The 18,673-nt window shown below is 56.9% G+C and carries 18 protein-coding genes; 14 read left to right on the top strand and 4 right to left on the bottom strand.

Annotated elements, in window-relative coordinates:
* Positions 1-28: 28 nt before the first annotated feature.
* The 7 genes from dapF to corA all read left to right on the top strand — a co-directional run bounded on the left by dapF (position 29) and on the right by corA (position 6,751).
* Entirely contained in the window at positions 29-853 is an 825-nt protein-coding gene (gene dapF / locus EQV24_RS23360) for a diaminopimelate epimerase (protein WP_013099259.1), read from the top strand.
* A complete protein-coding gene (locus EQV24_RS23365; protein WP_013099258.1) occupies positions 850-1,557 on the top strand; it encodes a DUF484 domain-containing protein in 708 nt (235 codons plus the stop codon). The genes dapF and EQV24_RS23365 overlap by 4 nt, the downstream gene beginning before the upstream one ends.
* Positions 1,554-2,456 carry a tyrosine recombinase XerC gene (xerC, locus tag EQV24_RS23370; protein ID WP_013099257.1) on the top strand — a complete coding sequence of 301 codons (903 nt, stop codon included), beginning with the start codon at positions 1,554-1,556 and terminating at the stop codon, positions 2,454-2,456. Before EQV24_RS23365 ends, xerC begins: the two co-directional genes overlap by 4 nt.
* Positions 2,456-3,172, top strand: coding sequence for a 5-amino-6-(5-phospho-D-ribitylamino)uracil phosphatase YigB (gene yigB, locus EQV24_RS23375; protein ID WP_013099256.1), 717 nt, complete (start codon positions 2,456-2,458; stop codon positions 3,170-3,172). Before xerC ends, yigB begins: the two co-directional genes overlap by 1 nt.
* Before the next feature lie 108 nt (positions 3,173-3,280).
* Positions 3,281-5,443 carry a DNA helicase II gene (gene uvrD, locus EQV24_RS23380; protein WP_013099255.1) on the top strand — a complete coding sequence of 721 codons (2,163 nt, stop codon included), beginning with the start codon at positions 3,281-3,283 and terminating at the stop codon, positions 5,441-5,443.
* Between the two features lie 149 nt (positions 5,444-5,592).
* Entirely contained in the window at positions 5,593-5,649 is a 57-nt protein-coding gene (ysgD, locus tag EQV24_RS23875) for a YsgD/CorL family protein (RefSeq protein ID WP_212743980.1), read from the top strand.
* Positions 5,650-5,800: 151 nt separating this feature from the next.
* Positions 5,801-6,751, top strand: coding sequence for a magnesium/cobalt transporter CorA (corA, locus tag EQV24_RS23390; protein ID WP_008501540.1), 951 nt, complete (start codon positions 5,801-5,803; stop codon positions 6,749-6,751).
* Positions 6,752-6,822: 71 nt separating this feature from the next.
* Here the strand turns inward: corA and rarD are convergent, their stop codons facing one another.
* Positions 6,823-7,719, bottom strand: a complete 897-nt coding sequence (gene rarD / locus EQV24_RS23395) for an EamA family transporter RarD (protein ID WP_029883129.1) — start codon at positions 7,717-7,719, stop codon at positions 6,823-6,825.
* A gap of 51 nt (positions 7,720-7,770) precedes the next feature.
* The gene (yigI, locus tag EQV24_RS23400) at positions 7,771-8,238 is read right to left on the bottom strand and encodes an acyl-CoA thioesterase YigI (protein ID WP_013099253.1); all 468 of its coding nucleotides are present in this window, start codon (positions 8,236-8,238) and stop codon (positions 7,771-7,773) included.
* Between the two features lie 162 nt (positions 8,239-8,400).
* Here yigI and pldA point away from each other — a divergent pair, with 162 nt between their 5' ends.
* The 3 genes from pldA (at position 8,401) to rhtC (ending at position 11,872) form a co-directional block, all read left to right on the top strand.
* Positions 8,401-9,270, top strand: a complete 870-nt coding sequence (pldA, locus tag EQV24_RS23405; protein WP_013099252.1) for a phospholipase A — start codon at positions 8,401-8,403, stop codon at positions 9,268-9,270.
* Positions 9,271-9,360: 90 nt separating this feature from the next.
* On the top strand, positions 9,361-11,190 hold the full coding sequence (recQ, locus tag EQV24_RS23410; RefSeq protein WP_029883130.1) for an ATP-dependent DNA helicase RecQ: 1,830 nt from the start codon (positions 9,361-9,363) through the stop codon (positions 11,188-11,190).
* A gap of 61 nt (positions 11,191-11,251) precedes the next feature.
* Positions 11,252-11,872, top strand: a complete 621-nt coding sequence (gene rhtC, locus EQV24_RS23415; RefSeq protein ID WP_014833703.1) for a threonine export protein RhtC — start codon at positions 11,252-11,254, stop codon at positions 11,870-11,872.
* Here rhtC and rhtB read toward each other — a convergent pair.
* Positions 11,869-12,489 (bottom strand): homoserine/homoserine lactone efflux protein, encoded by a 621-nt coding sequence (gene rhtB, locus EQV24_RS23420; RefSeq protein WP_013099249.1) that lies wholly within the window; start codon positions 12,487-12,489, stop codon positions 11,869-11,871. The genes rhtC and rhtB overlap by 4 nt on opposite strands.
* Before the next feature lie 111 nt (positions 12,490-12,600).
* Between rhtB and pldB the strand changes: the two genes are divergently transcribed.
* From pldB to EQV24_RS23435, 3 genes are all read left to right on the top strand, one after another.
* The gene (pldB, locus tag EQV24_RS23425; RefSeq protein WP_013099248.1) at positions 12,601-13,593 is read left to right on the top strand and encodes a lysophospholipase L2; all 993 of its coding nucleotides are present in this window, start codon (positions 12,601-12,603) and stop codon (positions 13,591-13,593) included.
* Positions 13,594-13,618: 25 nt separating this feature from the next.
* Positions 13,619-14,419: a sugar/pyridoxal phosphate phosphatase YigL gene (gene yigL / locus EQV24_RS23430; protein WP_013099247.1), complete on the top strand. Its 801-nt coding sequence runs from the start codon at positions 13,619-13,621 to the stop codon at positions 14,417-14,419.
* An 82-nt stretch (positions 14,420-14,501) separates the two neighbouring features.
* A complete protein-coding gene (locus EQV24_RS23435) occupies positions 14,502-15,401 on the top strand; it encodes a carboxylate/amino acid/amine transporter (protein WP_013099246.1) in 900 nt (299 codons plus the stop codon).
* Here the strand turns inward: EQV24_RS23435 and metR are convergent.
* Positions 15,289-16,242 carry an HTH-type transcriptional regulator MetR gene (metR, locus tag EQV24_RS23440; protein WP_013099245.1) on the bottom strand — a complete coding sequence of 318 codons (954 nt, stop codon included), beginning with the start codon at positions 16,240-16,242 and terminating at the stop codon, positions 15,289-15,291. The genes EQV24_RS23435 and metR overlap by 113 nt on opposite strands.
* Before the next feature lie 115 nt (positions 16,243-16,357).
* Here metR and metE point away from each other — a divergent pair, with 115 nt between their 5' ends.
* The gene (gene metE, locus EQV24_RS23445; RefSeq protein ID WP_047352124.1) at positions 16,358-18,619 is read left to right on the top strand and encodes a 5-methyltetrahydropteroyltriglutamate--homocysteine S-methyltransferase; all 2,262 of its coding nucleotides are present in this window, start codon (positions 16,358-16,360) and stop codon (positions 18,617-18,619) included.
* Positions 18,620-18,673: the final 54 nt, after the last annotated feature.

An 18,673-nucleotide genomic window follows, 5' to 3' on the forward strand; every position in this document is an offset into this window, starting at 1 on the left:
GTTCTGTACCCGCGCAATGGAGCAAATGATGCAGTTCTCTAAAATGCATGGCCTTGGTAACGATTTTATGGTCGTCGACGCGGTAACGCAGAATGTCTTTTTCTCCCCGGAACTGATCCGCCGCCTGGCGGATCGACACCTGGGCGTGGGGTTCGATCAGCTGCTGGTGGTTGAACCGCCGTACGATCCCGACCTCGATTTCCACTACCGTATTTTCAATGCGGATGGCAGCGAGGTGAATCAATGCGGCAACGGCGCGCGCTGTTTTGCCCGCTTTGTCCGCCTGAAAGGGTTGACCAACAAACGCGATATCCGAGTCAGCACGGCGAATGGCCGCATGGTGCTCAGCGTTACCGATGACGAGCTGGTGCGCGTGAACATGGGCGAACCAAACTTCGAGCCTTCTGCGGTGCCGTTTCGCGCAAACAAAGCGGAAAAGACCTATATTATGCGTGCGGCCGAGCAGACAGTATTGTGTGGCGTCGTCTCGATGGGCAACCCACACTGTGTGATTCAGGTCGATAACGTGGAAACGGCCGCGGTTGAAACCCTGGGTCCGGTGCTGGAAAGCCATGAACGTTTCCCGGAACGGGCGAATATCGGTTTTATGCAGGTGGTGAAGCGTGAGCATATCCGTCTGCGCGTGTACGAGCGCGGCGCGGGCGAAACGCAGGCTTGCGGAAGCGGTGCCTGTGCTGCGGTGGCCGTCGGCATCTCTCAGGGGTTACTGGCCGAAGAGGTTCGCGTGGAGTTACCAGGCGGTCGTCTTGATATCGCCTGGAAAGGACCGGGTCATCCACTGTATATGACTGGCCCGGCGGCACATGTCTATGACGGGTTTATCCATCTATGAAACAACCAGGGGAAGAACTGCAGGAAACGGTGACGGAACTGGACGACAGGGCTGTTGTTGATTATCTGCTGCGCAATCCTGAGTTTTTTATTCGCAATGCACGCGTCGTCGAAGCGATGCGTGTGCCGCATCCGGTTCGCGGGACCGTGTCGCTGGTCGAATGGCACATGGCACGCTCGCGCAACCACATCAATCAGCTTGAAGAGAACATGACGTTGCTGATGGAGCAGGCCAACACGAACGAAAGCCTGTTCTATCGTCTTCTGCATCTGCAGGCGCGTCTGGCCTCGGCGCACAGCCTCGAAGAATTTCTCAGCCGCTTCCACCGTTGGGCGCGTGAACTGGGGCTGGCTGGCGCAACGATTCGTCTTTTCCCTGACCGCTGGCGCATTGGCGCGCCGTCCGGTTTTACCCATCTGGCGTTGAGTCGCCAGGCGTTTGAACCCCTGCGTATTCAGCGTCTGGGCCACGAACATCACTATCTTGGGCCGCTTAACGGGCCGGAACTGCTGGTGGTACTGCCGGAGGCGAAAGCGATAGGCTCGGTGGCGATGTCGATGATGGGGCGTGATGGCGATCTGGGGGTGATGTTATTTACCAGCCGCGACGCGCATCATTACGAGCAGGGACAAGGCACGCAGCTGCTGCAGGAGATCGCCCTGATGCTGCCTGAGCTGCTGGAGCGCTGGATTGAACGTGTATGACGGACGCCCTGCTCGCGACTGACGTCTCGCGCTTTCTGCGCTACCTGGGCGTTGAACGTCAGCTAAGCCCCATTACGCTGCTGAACTATCAGCGTCAGCTTGATGCCATCATGCAGATTGCCGATGAGATCGGCCTGAAAAGCTGGCAACAATGTGACGCTGCGACCGTCCGTGGGTTTGTTGTGCGCAGCCGTAAAAAAAACCTAAGCCCGGCGAGTCTGGCACTCAGGCTTTCTGCGCTGCGCAGTTTCTTCGACTGGCTGGTGAGCCAGGGCGGCTTAAAAGCCAACCCGGCGAAAGGCATCGCCACGCCGAAAGCCCCGCGTCACCTGCCGAAAAATATCGACGTCGACGATGTAAACCGCCTGCTGGATATTGACCTCAACGACCCGCTGGCCGTGCGCGATCGCGCGATGCTGGAGGTCATGTACGGTGCGGGTCTGCGTCTTTCCGAACTGGTTAATCTCGATTTAAAACATCTCGATCTGGAGTCCGGCGAAGTGTGGGTGATGGGTAAGGGCAGCAAAGAGCGCCGCCTGCCGATTGGCCGTAATGCCGTCTCGTGGATTGAGCACTGGCTGGATCTGCGCGGGCTGTTTGGCGCCGAGGAGGATGCGCTGTTCCTGTCGAAACTCGGCAAGCGGATCTCGGCGCGTAACGTGCAGAAACGCTTTGCAGAGTGGGGCATTAAGCAGGGGCTCAACAGCCACGTCCATCCACATAAGCTGCGCCACTCCTTTGCTACCCATATGCTGGAATCGAGTGGCGATCTGCGTGGCGTGCAGGAACTGCTCGGCCACGCGAATCTCTCCACCACCCAAATCTATACCCACTTAGACTTTCAACACCTTGCGTCGGTGTATGACGCGGCGCATCCACGCGCCAAACGGGGGAAATAATGCGTTTTTACCGCCCACTGGGTCACATCTCAGCCCTGACTTTTGATCTTGATGACACCCTTTATGACAACCGTGAAGTGATCCTGCGAACTGAGCAGGAGTCACTGGCTTTTGTTCAGAACTACCATCCGGCGCTAAAGACGATGCAGAACAAGGACTTTCAGCTGCTGCGTCAGTCCCTGCGTGAGACCGAGCCGGATATTTATCACGATGTAACCGAATGGCGTCGCCGTGCGGTGGAGCAGGCGATGCTCAACGCTGGGCTGAGCGCACAGGATGCGGCCGTCGGGGCTGAAGCCGCAATGGAAAACTTCGCCAAATGGCGCAGCCGTATCGACGTGCCGCAGGAAACGCACGACACGCTGGCAAAACTGGCAGAAAAATGGCCGCTGGTCGCCATCACCAATGGCAATGCGCAGCCGGAGCTGTTTGGTCTGGGGGATTACTTCGAATTTGTGCTGCGGGCGGGTCCGCACGGGCGCTCGAAGCCGTTTAACGATATGTATCATCTGGCGGCGGAGAAGCTGAACCTGCCGCTCGGCGAAATGTTGCATGTGGGTGATGACCTGACCACAGACGTAGCGGGTGCCATCCGCTGCGGTATGCAGGCCTGCTGGATCAAGCCAGAAAAGACGGACCTGATGATCGCCCCGGACAGCCGTCTTCTGCCGCACCTGGAAATTTCACGGTTGGCATCCCTCACGACGCTGATATAATCACCAGTAATATTGTATAAATTACCAGGGTTTTTGCAGTTGTAGGCCCGGTAAGCAAAGCGCCACCGGGCGCTTTGCTGTGTTCCTGAATACTATGTGACGGTGCCAATGGACGTTTCTTACCTGCTCGACAGCCTTAATGACAAACAGCGTGACGCGGTTGCCGCCTCGCGTACCAACCTGCTGGTGCTGGCTGGGGCGGGCAGTGGTAAGACGCGCGTGCTGGTTCACCGTATCGCCTGGCTGCAGAGCGTGGAAAACTGCTCTCCGTACTCCATCATGGCGGTCACGTTCACCAACAAGGCGGCGGCGGAGATGCGCCACCGTATTGCCCAGCTGATGGGCACCAGCCAGGGCGGCATGTGGGTCGGCACCTTCCACGGTCTGGCGCACCGTCTGCTGCGTGCGCACCATATGGACGCCAATCTGCCGCAGGATTTCCAGATCCTCGACAGCGAAGACCAGCTCCGTCTGCTGAAACGCCTGATTAAGGCGATGAACCTCGACGAGAAACAGTGGCCGCCGCGTCAGGCGATGTGGTACATCAACGGCCAGAAAGACGAAGGGTTGCGCCCGCACCATATTCAGAGCTTTGGCAATCCGGTGGAGCAGACCTGGCAGAACGTTTACAAGGCCTACCAGGAAGCGTGTGACCGCGCCGGGCTGGTGGACTTTGCCGAACTGTTGCTGCGCGCCCACGAGCTGTGGCTGAACAAACCGCATATCCTGCAGCATTACCGTGAACGCTTCACCAATATCCTGGTGGACGAATTCCAGGATACCAACAACATCCAGTACGCCTGGATCCGCCTGCTGGCCGGGGATACCGGCAAGGTGATGATCGTAGGCGATGACGACCAGTCCATCTACGGCTGGCGTGGCGCGCAGGTGGAAAACATTCAGCGCTTCCTCAACGACTTCCCCGGCGCCGAAACCATCCGTCTGGAGCAGAACTACCGCTCGACCAGCAATATCCTCAGCGCGGCCAACGCCCTGATTGAAAACAACAACGGGCGCCTGGGTAAAAAGTTATGGACCGACGGGGTCGACGGTGAGCCGATTTCCATTTACTGCGCCTTCAACGAGCTCGACGAAGCACGTTTCGTGGTGAACCGCATCAAAACCTGGCAGGACAACGGTGGCGCGCTGGAACAGTGTGCCATTCTCTACCGCAGCAACGCCCAGTCGCGCGTGCTGGAAGAGGCGCTGCTGCAGGTGAGCATGCCGTACCGTATCTACGGCGGCATGCGCTTCTTCGAACGTCAGGAGATCAAAGACGCGCTCTCGTATCTGCGCCTGATCGCTAACCGAAACGACGATGCGGCGTTTGAACGTGTGGTGAATACGCCAACCCGCGGCATTGGTGACCGGACGCTGGACGTGGTGCGTCAGGCCTCGCGCGATCGTCAGCTTACGCTCTGGCAGGCGTGCCGCGAGCTGTTGCAGGAAAAAGCCCTCGCCGGGCGCGCCGCCAGCGCGCTGCAGCGCTTCCTGGAATTAATTGACGCGCTGGCGCAGGAAACCGCCGACATGCCGCTACACGTGCAGACTGACCGGGTGATCAAAGACTCCGGCCTGCGCACCATGTACGAGCAGGAGAAAGGCGAGAAGGGCCAGACCCGTATTGAGAACTTAGAGGAACTGGTGACGGCAACGCGCCAGTTCAGCTACAACGAAGAAGACGAAGACCTGATGCCGCTGCAGGCGTTCCTTTCTCACGCCGCGCTGGAAGCGGGCGAAGGGCAGGCAGATACCTGGCAGGATGCGGTTCAACTGATGACCCTGCACTCTGCCAAAGGCCTCGAATTCCCGCAGGTGTTTATCGTCGGCATGGAAGAGGGCATGTTCCCGAGCCAGATGTCGCTGGATGAAGGCGGGCGTCTGGAAGAGGAGCGCCGTCTGGCTTACGTAGGCGTGACGCGAGCGATGCAGAAGCTGACGCTGACCTACGCTGAAACCCGCCGTTTGTACGGTAAAGAGGTCTATCACCGTCCGTCGCGCTTTATCGGCGAATTGCCGGAAGAGTGTGTCGAAGAGGTTCGTCTGCGTGCCAGTATCAGCCGCCCGGTCAGCCATCAGCGGATGGGCTCGCCGATTGCGGAAACCGACACTGGCTACAAGCTGGGCCAGCGCGTGCGCCATTCGAAGTTTGGCGAAGGCACCATCGTCAATCTGGAAGGCAGCGGCGAGCACAGCCGCCTGCAGGTGGCGTTCCAGGGGCAGGGGATCAAATGGCTGGTGGCCGCGTATGCCAAGCTGGAAGCAGTGTAACTTTCAGAAAAATATCATTATTTTGTAATAATCTGCTAGCCTTATACGTTGAAGGTCAATTAATGCCCTTCAGCGTTTCGTTGCGTGTTGACGCCACAGTTGCTGCTGGCGTAACATGCGCGCACGATTACGCTAAGAGGACATTCGCCTTGGACACACCCAGTAGATACTGGCTCAATTCCCTGTCATCCAGGAACAACTCCTAAGGCTATCTCCTCTTGCTGATGGCCTTAGTGGTTGTCAGCGACCTGCATTATTCCCGTCGCGCTGAGTCAGGCTGTTTAATGGTCTGAAACCCAATTTGTTTCTGTGTGCCCACCGAACTGTCCGATATTTTTTGCATTGGGAGTCCCGGTCATGTTGAGCGCATTTCAACTCGAAAATAACCGACTGACTCGGCTTGAAGCCGAAGAGTCACAGCCCCTCATTGATGCCGTATGGGTGGATCTGGTCGAGCCGGACGACGATGAACGCCTGCGCGTACAATCTGAGCTGGGGCAGAGTCTGGCCACTCGCCCGGAACTGGAAGACATCGAAGCATCCGCACGTTTTTTTGAAGACGAAGACGGCCTGCACATTCACTCCTTCTTCTTCTTTGAAGATGCCGAAGACCACGCGGGGAACTCCACCGTGGCATTTACCATTCGCGACGGTCGCTTGTTTACCCTGCGCGAGCGCGAACTGCCGGCGTTTCGTCTCTATCGCATGCGCGCCCGCAGCCAGGCGATGGTGGACGGCAATGCTTACGAATTGCTGCTCGATCTGTTCGAAACCAAAATTGAGCAACTGGCGGATGAGATTGAAAACATCTACAGCGATCTGGAAAAACTGAGCCGCGTCATCATGGAAGGCCATCAGGGCGATGAATACGACGAAGCGCTCTCCACGCTGGCGGAGCTGGAAGATATCGGCTGGAAGGTGCGTCTGTGTCTGATGGATACCCAGCGCGCGCTGAACTTCCTGGTGCGCAAGGCGCGTCTGCCGGGCGGCCAGCTGGAACAGGCGCGTGAGATCCTGCGCGATATCGAATCCCTGCTGCCGCACAACGAATCACTGTTCCAGAAGGTCAACTTCCTGATGCAGGCGGCGATGGGCTTTATCAACATCGAGCAGAACCGCATTATCAAGATCTTCTCGGTGGTATCCGTGGTGTTCCTGCCGCCGACGCTGGTGGCATCCAGCTATGGGATGAACTTTGAGTTTATGCCAGAGCTGAAGTGGAGTTTCGGCTATCCGGGGGCGATTATCTTTATGATCCTCGCCGGGCTGGCGCCGTATCTCTATTTCAAGCGTCGCAACTGGCTGTAAAAATCTGGCGGCTGGCGCTGCGCTTACCCGCCCTACGATCGAATTCCCTCTCCCACCGGGAGAGGGGAAAATCACAGCCCTTTACGCACCCGGCGCTGGGTATAAATCGCGTCAGCGACAAAAATCGCCAGCGCCACCCAGATAAACGCGAACGTCACCATCTTATCCGCACCCGGCACTTCGCCGTAAAACACCACCGCCAGCAGGAACATCAGCGTCGGGCCGATGTACTGGAAAAAGCCCAGCGTGGACAGACGCAGGCGCGTTGCCGCACCGGTAAAGCAGAGCAGTGGGATGGTCGTCACCACGCCTGCGGCCATCAGCATTACATTCAGGGACCACGGGTTGCTGCCCATGTGGCTGGTCGGGCTGTCGGCAATGCCGAAGAGATAGATAGCGGCCACCGGCAACAGCCACAGGGTTTCAAACAGCATGCCGGTTTGCGCTTCCACGGCAATCTTCTTACGCACCAGCCCGTAGAACGCAAAGCTGAACGCCAGCCCCAGCGCAATAACAGGCAGTGAACCGAAGGTCCACAGCTGAACCAGCACGCCGCAGAAGGCGAGGATCACCGCCAGCCACTGCATCCGGCGGAAGCGCTCGCCGAGGAAAATCATCCCCAGCACAATATTCACCAGCGGGTTAATAAAGTAGCCCAGACTCGCTTCGAGCATATGATGATTATTCACCGCCCAGATAAACAGCAGCCAGTTTCCGCCAATCAGTACTGCCGAGAGTGCCAGCAGGAAGATCTTCTTCGGGGTTTGTAGCAGCGTTTTGACGCCAGACCACTGACGACTAACGCTCATCAGCGCGATCATGAAGAAGAAGGACCAGATGACGCGGTGAGTGAGGATCTCATCAGCCGGTACGTAAGCGATAAATTTAAAGTAGGCGGGTGCGACACCCCAAATAAAATAAGCGGCAAGGGCGAGTAACACGCCCTGCCGCGTCTGTTTAGCATCCATCGGGAAAATCCGTGACAAAAAAGTGAATTAACTTTACCCGATTTTTCAGCTTCAACCCACCATATAAGTGGCGGTTGCGCTGGCGATATAAAGTTGTTCTTCGTTATGCAATTCAACACGCGCCACGGCGACCTTATTACCCGCACGGAGCAGGCTGCTGCTGCAGGTGAAGCGGTTTCCGCGCCCGGGACGCAGATAATCGACGCGTAAATCGATGGTACCCATGCGGGATAAGCGCTGACGCAGCTCGTCTTCGTTGATGGTGTCATGGCGCGTCAGGGTGCTGCCAACACATACCAGCCCTGCAGCCACGTCCAGCGCGGAGGCAATCACTCCGCCATGTAAAATGCTCTGTGCCCAGTTGCCTACCATCATCGGCTGGTTGTTAAAACTGAGCTGGGCAAAGTCTTTTTCGTAACGCTCCAGCTCCAGTCCCAGCGCGCGGTTAAACGGCATATGGTAAACAAAAATCTCGCCCACGAGTTTTAACGCTTCTTCGGCGGTTAGCATGGCTGACATGAGACATCACATCCTTAATGTTAATAAAATGTTGATTTTATGCCCGGACAGGCAAGAATGCCACTTTCAGAAACGAGGATGCAGCAGTTGCTGCAGAAGTCTGTAGAATGTGCGCCATATAACGATTCAGATCATTTAACATTTTGCAGGAGAACACCACCGATGCGGACGTATCTGGCAGGGTTACTGGCAGCGGTTGCGCTGCCCCTCACAGCCTATGCGCAGGAAGCGACAGTCAAAGAGGTGCATGATACGCCAGCAGTTCGCGGTAGCATTATCGCTAACCTGCTGCAGGAGCATGATAATCCCTTCACGCTCTACCCGTACGACACCAACTATGTGCTCTATACCTGGACCAGCGATCTCAACAAAGAGGCGATTCGCTCCTATGACTGGGCTGAGAATGCGCGCAAAGATGAGGTGAAATATCAGCTCAGCCTCGCGTTTCCGTTCTGGCGCGGCATTCTGGGGCCGAATTCGGTTCTCGGTGCATCTTATACCCAGAAATCCTGGTGGCAGCTTTCCAACAGCGGTGAATCTTCACCGTTCCGTGAAACCAACTATGAGCCCCAGCTGTTCCTGGGGTTCGCCACGGATTATGAGTTTGCAGGCTGGACATTGCGTGACGTTGAAGTGGGCTTCAACCATGACTCCAACGGCCGTTCCGATCCAACCTCACGTAGCTGGAACCGCGCCTATACGCGCCTGATGGCGCAAAACGGTAATATGATGGTGGAAGTGAAGCCGTGGTACGTGGTGGGCAGCACCGATGACAACCCGGATATCACCAAATATATGGGCTACTATCAGCTCAGGATTGGCTATCAGCTGGGTGATGCGGTGCTGAGCGCCAGGGGCCAGTACAACTGGAACACCGGTTACGGCGGCGCAGAAGTGGGATTAAGCTACCCGATGACCAAACACGTGCGTATCTATACGCAGGTCTACAGCGGTTACGGCGAGTCGCTCATCGATTACAACTTCAATCAGACCCGCGTGGGTGTCGGCGTGATGCTGAACGATATTTTCTGAGACGCTCGAATGTTTTTGCGTTAAACGTTGAAGTTTCTCTCTCAGGCGCTGAAAATAGCGCCTGTTTCATTTCTGGCATATGGGGTTAACGTGGCGCAGGCGGAAGTATTGAATCAGGAGTCGCTGGCTAAACAGGTTTTGCATGAAACCTTTGGTTACCAGCAGTTCCGTCCTGGCCAGGAAACCATCATTGAAACCGTGCTGGAAGGTCGTGATTGCCTGGTGGTAATGCCGACCGGTGGCGGTAAATCGCTCTGCTATCAGGTGCCCGCGCTGGTACTTAATGGCCTGACGGTCGTGGTATCGCCGCTGATTTCTCTGATGAAAGACCAGGTCGACCAGCTGCTCGCCAACGGCGTGGCGGCGGCCTGTCTTAACTCCACGCAAACCCGCGAGCAGCAGCAAGAGGTGATGGCCGGTTGCCGTACCGGACAGGTTCGCTTGCTGTATATCGCACCAGAACGTCTGATGCTGGATAACTTCCTCGACCATCTGGCGCACTGGAATCCCGTTCTGCTGGCCGTTGATGAAGCACACTGTATCTCGCAGTGGGGTCACGATTTCCGCCCGGAATATGCGGCACTTGGTCAGCTGCGTCAGCGCTTCCCTGAACTGCCGTTTATGGCGCTGACCGCCACGGCAGATGACACCACGCGGCTGGATATCGTCCGCCTGCTGGGGCTGAACGACCCGCTGATCCAGGTCAGCAGCTTCGACCGCCCGAACATCCGCTATATGCTGATGGAAAAATTCAAGCCGCTGGATCAGCTTCTGCGCTATGTGCAGGAGCAGCGCGGCAAGTCAGGCATCATCTACTGCAACAGCCGCGCGAAGGTGGAAGACACCGCTGCGCGTCTGCAAAACCGCGGCTTTAGCGCGGCGGCCTATCATGCCGGGTTAGAAAACCACATCCGCGCCGACGTGCAGGAAAAATTCCAGCGTGATGACCTGCAGATTGTGGTGGCGACGGTGGCGTTCGGCATGGGCATTAACAAGCCCAACGTCCGCTTTGTGGTGCACTTCGACATTCCGCGAAATATCGAATCCTACTACCAGGAAACCGGCCGCGCCGGCCGTGATGGTCTGCCTGCGGAAGCGATGCTGTTTTACGATCCGGCCGATATGGCGTGGCTGCGCCGCTGCCTTGAAGAGAAACCTCAGGGACAGCTGCAGGATATCGAGCGTCACAAACTCAACGCCATGGGCGCGTTTGCGGAAGCGCAGACCTGCCGTCGTCTGGTGCTGCTCAACTACTTTGGTGAAGGGCGTCAGGAGCCGTGCGGCAACTGCGATATCTGTCTCGACCCGCCAAAGCAGTACGATGGCCTGATGGACGCGCGTAAGGCGCTTTCGACCATATACCGTGTTAATCAGCGCTTCGGGATGGGCTACGTGGTGGAAGTGCTGCGCGGCGCCAATAACCAGCGTATCCGCGACATGGGCCACGATAAGCTGCCTGTCTACGGTATTGGCAAAGACCAGAGCCACGAGCATTGGGTCAGCATTATTCGTCAGTTGATTCACCTCGGTTTTGCCACACAGAACATCGCCCAGCACTCCGCGCTTCAGCTCACCGAAGCCGCGCGCCCGGTGCTGCGTGGGGATGTTGAACTCAAGCTTGCCGTGCCGCGCGTAGTGGCCCTGAAACCGCGGGTGATGCAGAAATCCTACGGCGGCAACTACGACCGCAAGCTGTTTGCCAAACTGCGCAAACTGCGTAAAGCGATTGCCGATGAAGAGAACATTCCGCCATATGTGGTCTTCAACGACGCGACGCTGATTGAGATGGCCGAGCAGATGCCGCTCAGCGCCAGCGAAATGCTGAGCGTCAACGGCGTGGGCACGCGCAAGCTGGAGCGCTTTGGTAAAGAATTCATGGCGCTCATCCGTTCACATGTCGATGGTGATGATGAGGAGTAGTCAGCCGCGCAAAAAAGTGCCAGGATGATGACTCACTGAATTATTTCCCCGCGAGCGAATTATGTTAATGCTATTTCTTACCGTGGCGTTGGTGCACATTGTTGCGCTGATGAGCCCGGGCCCTGACTTTTTCTTCGTGTCACAAACCGCCGTCAGCCGCTCCCGCAAAGAAGCCATGATGGGCGTGTTGGGTATTACTATGGGGGTTATGGTCTGGGCGGCCGTGGCACTGCTCGGACTGAACCTGATCCTGGCGAAGATGGCGTGGCTGCATAACATCATCATGGTTGGTGGCGGTCTGTACCTGTGCTGGATGGGCTACCAGATGCTGCGCGGAGCGTTGAAGAAAGAAGAGAAAAAACCGCAAGAGCCAAAAGTTGAGCTGGCAACGGGCGGCCGTAGCTTTGTGAAAGGGCTGCTGACCAACCTGGCGAACCCGAAAGCGATTATCTATTTCGGTTCCGTCTTCTCCCTGTTCGTGGGCGACAGCGTGGGCGCGGGTGCACGCTGGGGTATCTTCCTGCTGATCGTGGTTGAGACGTTTGCGTGGTTCACCGTTGTTGCCAGCCTGTTTGCCTTACCGGCGATGCGCCGTGGTTATCAGCGCATCGCGAAATGGATTGACGGCTTCGCCGGCGCGCTGTTCGCCGGCTTTGGTATTCATCTTATTATCTCTCGCTAAGCATGACGCGCTGACGCAAGCAGCGCGCCAACCAGCATAAACAGCGAACCAAACACTTTGTTCAGGGCCTTCATTTGCTTAGGCCCTTTAATCCATGCTGCAATCCGCTGCGCCAGCGTCGCGTAGCCAATCATCACAATAATATCGACAACAATGGTGGTCACGCCCAGGACTACATACTGCATGACCTGCGGCTGATGCGGGACGATAAACTGCGGGAACAGGGCAGCCAGAAAAACGATGCTTTTTGGGTTGGTCAGATTCACAAACACCGCCCGCTTAAACAGGCGACCGCGCGTTTGCGTCCGGGCAAGAGTGTTGAGGTCAATTGAGCCTGCTGCGCGCCATTGCTGAATGCCGAGCCAAATCAGATACGCCGCACCGGCCCATTTCAGCACTTCAAATGCCAGCACCGAGCGGGAGAAGAGCGTCCCTAAACCCACGCCCACCAGCACAATGTGAATCCCCAGTCCGGTTTGCAAACCGGCAATGGATGCTGCCGCCCCGCGATAACCGTGGTTAATGGAGGTTGTCATGGTATTAATTGCCCCCGAACCCGGTGACAGGCTGAGGATGATGGATGTCAGCAGGTAAGCGAACCACCACTCGAAGGTCATTTGAAACTCCCGAATCGTCTGTTTTTATGCCACAATACGCTATTGTTGAGTCATTTTGTGACCAGTTACGAAAAAAACGATATTCCCTGAATGACGGGGGGTGGAAACCCGATGTTGCAGCAGAAAAAGGACTGGGAAACACGAGAAAACGCATTTGCTGCTTTCTCCATGGGGCCGCTGACCGATTTCTGGCGTCAGCGTGAGGAAGATGAGTTTACGGGCGTCGGGAATATCCCGGTGCGCTTTGTTCGTTTCCGTGATGAAAAAAATGACCGGGTGATTGTGGTCTGTCCCGGGCGTATCGAAAGCTACATCAAATATGCCGAGCTGGCGTACGACCTGTTCCATCTGGGTTTTGACGTGTTAATTATCGATCATCGCGGGCAGGGGCTTTCCGGTCGAATGTTGCCGGATACCCATCGTGGCCACGTAGATAACTTCAGTGATTATGTCGACGATCTTGCCGCCTTCTGGCAGCAGGAAGTGCAGCCCGGCCCGTGGCGTAAGCGCTATATTCTTGCGCACTCCATGGGCGGCGCGATCTCTACGCTCTTTTTGCAGCGCTACGATCACCAGTGCGATGCCATTGCGCTGACCGCGCCGATGTATGGCATTGTGATACGTTTTCCGGACTGGATGGTGCGCCATCTTCTCGACTGGGCTGAGGGCCATCAGCGCATTCGTGAAGGCTACGCCATCGGAACAGGGCGCTGGCGGGCTTTGCCGTTTGCCCTCAACGTCTTAACCCATAGCCGTCAGCGTTATCGCCGCAACCTGCGCTTCTATGCCGATGAGCCTCGCTTGCGCGTTGGCGGCCCCACCTGGCACTGGGTGCGGGAGGGGATACATGCAGGGGAGCAGGTTCTGGCGGGTGTTGGTGATGATGACACGCCGACACTCCTGATTCAGGCTGAAGAAGAGCGTGTGGTGGATAACCGCATGCATGACCGTTTTTGTGAACTGCGCGCTGCCGCCGGTCACCCTTGTGAAGGGGGTAAACCGCTGGTCATCAACGGCGCGTACCATGAGATCCTTTTTGAAAAGGACGCTATGCGCTCAGTCGCGCTTAACGCCATCGTCGAGTTTTTCGACCGGCATAACTGATTTTCTATTGAGGTTAAATTTTCCTATGTACCAGGTTGTTGCATCTGATTTAGATGGCACGCTGCTTTCCCCCGACCACACCCTGTCGCCGTACGCGAAAGAGACCTTAAAGCTGCTGACTGCCCGTGGCGTGCACTTTGTGTTTGCCACCGGGCGCCACCACGTGGATGTGGGGCAGATCCGCGATAATCTTGAGATTAAATCGTACATGATCACCTCCAACGGTGCGCGCGTTCACGACACCGATGGCAATCTGATCTTTACCCACAACCTGGATCGCGATATTGCCGCCGATCTGTTCGGTGTGGTGCACAATAATCCGGCTATCGTCACGAACGTTTACCGCGACGATGACTGGTTCATGAACCGCCACCGTCCGGAAGAGATGCGCTTCTTCAAAGAAGCGGTGTTTAACTACTCCCTGTATGAGCCAGGTCTGCTCGAGCCGGAAGGGATCAGCAAAGTCTTCTTTACCTGCGAAAGTCACGAAGAACTGCTGCCGCTGGAGCAGGCGATCAACGCCCGCTGGGGCGATCGCGTCAACGTAAGTTTCTCCACGCTGACCTGCCTGGAAGTGATGGCGGGTGGCGTTTCCAAGGGGCACGCTCTGGAAGCGGTGGCCAAACGCATGGGCTTTGAGCTGAAAGACTGTATCGCCTTTGGTGATGGCATGAACGATGCTGAGATGCTCTCGATGGCGGGTAAAGGCTGCATCATGCAGAACGCGCACCAGCGCCTGAAAGACCTGCACCCGGAGCTGGAAGTGATCGGCACCAACGCAGACAATGCGGTACCAAAATATCTGCGCAAGCTATTCCTTGAATAATCTTCATTTGGTTGTTTATTGCTCAGTTGTCAACTAAAGAGTTCGCTACAATGCCTCTCCTTCTTTCTGAGAGACAAGCATTGTGGCGCTACTCATTATCACCACTATCCTGTGGGCCTTCTCCTTTAGCCTGATTGGCGAATACCTTGCCGGATCGGTCGACAGCTATTTCTCGGTGCTGATGCGCGTGGGGCTGGCGGCGCTGGTGTTCCTGCCCTTTTTGCGTACGCGCGGACAATCCCTGCAAACCGTTTTGCTGTATATGCTGGTGGGGGCGATGCAGCTCGGCATCATGTATCTGTTTAGCTTTCGGGCGTATATCTACTTGTCCGTCTCGGAGTTCCTGCTCTTTACGGTGCTGACGCCGCTCTATATCACGCTGATTTACGACCTGCTCAGCAGGCGTCGTCTGCGTTGGGGCTATCTGTTGAGCGCGGCGCTGGCGGTGATTGGCGCGGCGATTATTCGCTACGAAAAAGTGAGCGATCACTTCTGGACCGGCCTGATGTTCGTGCAGTTAGCAAACATCAGCTTCGCTATTGGTATGGTGGGCTACAAGCGCCTGATGGAAACCCGCCCGATGCCGCAGCACAACGCGTTTGCCTGGTTCTATATGGGGGCGGCGGTGGTCGCGGTCGCAGCCTGGTTTATGCTGGGTAACCCGCAAAAATTACCTACCACTACCGTGCAGTGGGGCATTCTGGTCTGGCTGGGCGTGGTGGCCTCGGGGCTGGGGTACTTCATGTGGAACTATGGCGCAACTCAGGTAGACGCCGGTACGCTGGGCATCATGAACAACGTGCACGTGCCCGCGGGGCTACTGGTAAACCTTGCTATCTGGCAGCAACAGCCCCACTGGCCGAGTTTCCTTATTGGGGGAGCGGTGATCCTGGCTTCGCTGTGGGTACATCGCCGTTGGGTCGCTCCGCGCTCCGCACAAACGGAAGATGGTCGCACGCGTGGTTCCGCGTTGAGCGAATAAACGCTTCCGTGATCGGCTGACGCTGCTCGCCATCGCGCACGGCGGCGTACAGCCGGCTCCACAGTCCTTCTCCCAGGGTTTTGGTGACCACCAGGCCCTGGCGTTCAAAACTCTCTACCACCCAGTGCGGCAGCGCCGCGATGCCCATTCTGGCGGCAACCATCTGAATCAACAGCAACGTATTATCCACGCTTTTCAGCTGTGGGCTGATGCCCGCCGGCTGCAGGAAATGGCGCCAGATATCCAGGCGACTGCGCTGCACCGGGTATATCAGCAGCGTTTCAGTCGCCAGGTCTTCCGGGGTGATACGCGTCTTGCTGGCCAGCGGATGATCCGGTGCCAGCACCAGACGCACCTCATAATCGAACATTGGCGAATAATGCAGGCCGCTACGCGGCAGAATGTCTGACGTCATCACCAGATCCAGCTCGCCCTGCTGGAGTGACGGCTGCGGGTCAAACGTCACGCCGGAGGTAAAGTCCATTTCTACCTGCGGCCACTTCTGGCGGAAGTTCTCAAGCGCGGGGGTCAGCCACTGAATACAGCTGTGGCACTCAATGGCGATACGCAATTTAGTTTGCTGCGGCTCATTGCAGGACTGAAGCGCGCTGGCAATTTGCGGCAGCACCTGATTTGCCAGCTGCAGGAGGATCTCGCCCTGGGGAGTAAAGCGCAGCGGCTGGCTCTTACGCACAAAAAGACGAAAGCCGAGACGTTGTTCCAGATCGCTGAACTGGTGAGAAAGGGCGGACTGAGTCTGGTGCAGTGAGGCCGCCGCCGCCGCGAGAGAACCGCAGTTTCGCAACGCTTGTAGCGTTTTCAGGTGTTTTATCTCGATCATGAAAGTCCTTCACTTCGCCATGAACATTTTGCGCTTGAGGAATATACAGTACCTGCCAATTATAGATGTGTAAACATCTGGACGTCTAAATAACGAATTTCACAAGGGGCATGACATGACAATCCGCAATCACACTCTCGGTTTCCCTCGCGTTGGCCTTCGTCGCGAGCTAAAAAAAGCACAAGAAAGCTACTGGGCAGGAAACACCACGCGTGAAGAGCTGCTGGCAGTGGGCCGCGAACTGCGTGCCCGCCACTGGGAGCAGCAAAAACAGGCGGGCGTAGACCTGCTGCCGGTGGGCGATTTCGCCTGGTACGACCATGTTCTGACGACCAGCCTGCTGCTTGGCAATGTCCCGGCTCGTCATCAGAACAACGATGGATCGGTAGATATCGACACGCTGTTCCGCATCGGCCGTGGCCGTGCGCCAACCGGTGAGCCAGCGGCAGCGGCGGAAATGACCAAGTGGTTTAACACCAACTATCACTATATGGTGCCGGAGTTTGTTAAAGGTCAGCAGTTCAAACTGACCTGGACCCAGTTGCTGGATGAAGTGGACGAAGCGCTGGCGCTGGGGCACCAGGTGAAACCGGTGCTGCTGGGGCCAGTGACCTACCTGTGGTTAGGAAAAGTCAAAGGCGAGCCGTTCGATCGTCTGAGCCTGCTGAAGGATATCCTGCCGGTCTACAAACAGGTGCTGATTGAGCTGGGCAAACGCGGTATTCAGTGGGTGCAAATCGACGAACCGGCGCTGGTGCTCGAACTGCCGCAAGCGTGGCTCGATGCCTTCAAACCGGCTTACGATGCACTGACCGGGCAGGTGAAGCTGCTGCTTACCACCTACTTTGAAGGTGTGACGCCGAACCTCGGCACCATCACCAAATTGCCAGTGCAGGGCCTGCACGTTGACCTGGTGCATGGAAAAGATGATGTTGCAGAACTGCACAAGCGCCTGCCAGCGGAGTGGCTGCTCTCTGCCGGGCTGGTGAACGGTCGTAACGTCTGGCGCGCCGATCTGACAGAAAAATATGCTCAGATTAAGGACATCGTCGGCAAACGTGAGCTATGGGTGGCCTCTTCGTGTTCACTGCTGCACAGCCCTATCGATCTCAGCGTTGAAACCCGCCTGGATGCGGAAGTGAAAAGCTGGTTTGCCTTTGCCTTGCAGAAATGTGAAGAGCTGGCTCTGCTGCGTGACGCCCTGAACAGCGGTGACACGGCGGCGATTACCGAATGGAGCGCTCCGATTCAGGCCCGTCGTCATTCGTCTCGCGTTCACAACCCGGCGGTGGAAAAACGTCTGGCGGCTATCACCGCGCAGGACAGCCAGCGTCAAAGCCCCTATGAAGTGCGTGCAGAAGCCCAGCGCGCCCGATTCAACTTGCCTGCGTGGCCAACCACCACCATCGGTTCCTTCCCGCAAACTACCGAGATCCGCGGCCTGCGCCTGGACTTCAAAAAGGGCAACCTTGATGCGGCCAACTACCGCACCGGCATCGCGGAACATATCAAACAGGCGATTGTGGAGCAGGAGCGCTTAGGCCTGGACGTGCTGGTTCACGGGGAGGCAGAGCGTAACGACATGGTGGAGTACTTCGGTGAGCATCTGGATGGTTTCGTCTTTACCCAAAACGGCTGGGTACAGAGCTATGGTTCCCGCTGTGTAAAACCACCGGTGGTGATCGGTGACGTCAGCCGTCCGCACCCGATCACCGTCGAATGGGCTAAATATGCCCAGTCCCTGACCGACAAGCCGGTAAAAGGCATGTTGACCGGTCCGGTGACCATTCTTTGCTGGTCCTTCCCGCGTGAGGACGTGACCCGTGAAACCATCGCGAAGCAAATTGCGCTGGCGCTGCGCGATGAAGTGGCGGATCTGGAAGCGGCGGGCATTGGCATCATCCAGATTGACGAACCGGCCCTGCGCGAGGGATTACCGCTGCGTCGCAGCGACTGGGACGCCTACCTGCAGTGGGGTGTGGAAGCGTTCCGCATCAACGCCGCAGTGGCGAAGGATGACACGCAGATCCACACCCACATGTGTTACTGCGAATTTAACGACATCATGGATTCCATTGCCGCACTGGATGCCGACGTGATCACCATCGAGACCTCGCGTTCAGATATGGAACTGCTGGAGTCATTCGAAGAGTTCGATTACCCGAACGAAATCGGGCCGGGCGTATATGACATTCACTCCCCGAACGTGCCGAGCGTGGAGTGGATCGAAGCCCTGCTGAAGAAAGCCGCCCAGCGCATTCCGGCAGAACGCCTGTGGGTGAACCCTGACTGCGGTCTGAAAACCCGCGGCTGGCCTGAAACCCGCGCGGCGCTGGCGAATATGGTGAAAGCGGCGCAGAATTTGCGTCAGGGTTAAGACAGAGTCGATCCCATTATGTAGCCCGGTAAGGCATCGCCGCCACCGGGCTTT

The organism is Enterobacter sp. A8 (assembly GCF_004296595.1).
GTDB classification, from domain to species: domain Bacteria; phylum Pseudomonadota; class Gammaproteobacteria; order Enterobacterales; family Enterobacteriaceae; genus Enterobacter; species Enterobacter cloacae.

Bases quoted from the DNA above. Each gene is read 5' to 3' on its own strand.
- dapF (WP_013099259.1), top strand. From the start codon at position 29: ATGCAGTTCTCTAAAATGCATGGCCTTGGTAACGATTTTATGGTCGTC.
- EQV24_RS23365 (WP_013099258.1), top strand. From the start codon at position 850: ATGAAACAACCAGGGGAAGAACTGCAGGAAACGGTGACGGAACTGGAC.
- xerC (WP_013099257.1), top strand. From the start codon at position 1,554: ATGACGGACGCCCTGCTCGCGACTGACGTCTCGCGCTTTCTGCGCTAC.
- yigB (WP_013099256.1), top strand. From the start codon at position 2,456: ATGCGTTTTTACCGCCCACTGGGTCACATCTCAGCCCTGACTTTTGAT.
- uvrD (WP_013099255.1), top strand. From the start codon at position 3,281: ATGGACGTTTCTTACCTGCTCGACAGCCTTAATGACAAACAGCGTGAC.
- corA (WP_008501540.1), top strand. From the start codon at position 5,801: ATGTTGAGCGCATTTCAACTCGAAAATAACCGACTGACTCGGCTTGAA.
- rarD (WP_029883129.1), bottom strand. From the start codon at position 7,719: ATGGATGCTAAACAGACGCGGCAGGGCGTGTTACTCGCCCTTGCCGCT.
- yigI (WP_013099253.1), bottom strand. From the start codon at position 8,238: ATGTCAGCCATGCTAACCGCCGAAGAAGCGTTAAAACTCGTGGGCGAG.
- pldA (WP_013099252.1), top strand. From the start codon at position 8,401: ATGCGGACGTATCTGGCAGGGTTACTGGCAGCGGTTGCGCTGCCCCTC.
- rhtC (WP_014833703.1), top strand. From the start codon at position 11,252: ATGTTAATGCTATTTCTTACCGTGGCGTTGGTGCACATTGTTGCGCTG.
- rhtB (WP_013099249.1), bottom strand. From the start codon at position 12,489: ATGACCTTCGAGTGGTGGTTCGCTTACCTGCTGACATCCATCATCCTC.
- pldB (WP_013099248.1), top strand. From the start codon at position 12,601: ATGTTGCAGCAGAAAAAGGACTGGGAAACACGAGAAAACGCATTTGCT.
- yigL (WP_013099247.1), top strand. From the start codon at position 13,619: ATGTACCAGGTTGTTGCATCTGATTTAGATGGCACGCTGCTTTCCCCC.
- metR (WP_013099245.1), bottom strand. From the start codon at position 16,242: ATGATCGAGATAAAACACCTGAAAACGCTACAAGCGTTGCGAAACTGC.
- metE (WP_047352124.1), top strand. From the start codon at position 16,358: ATGACAATCCGCAATCACACTCTCGGTTTCCCTCGCGTTGGCCTTCGT.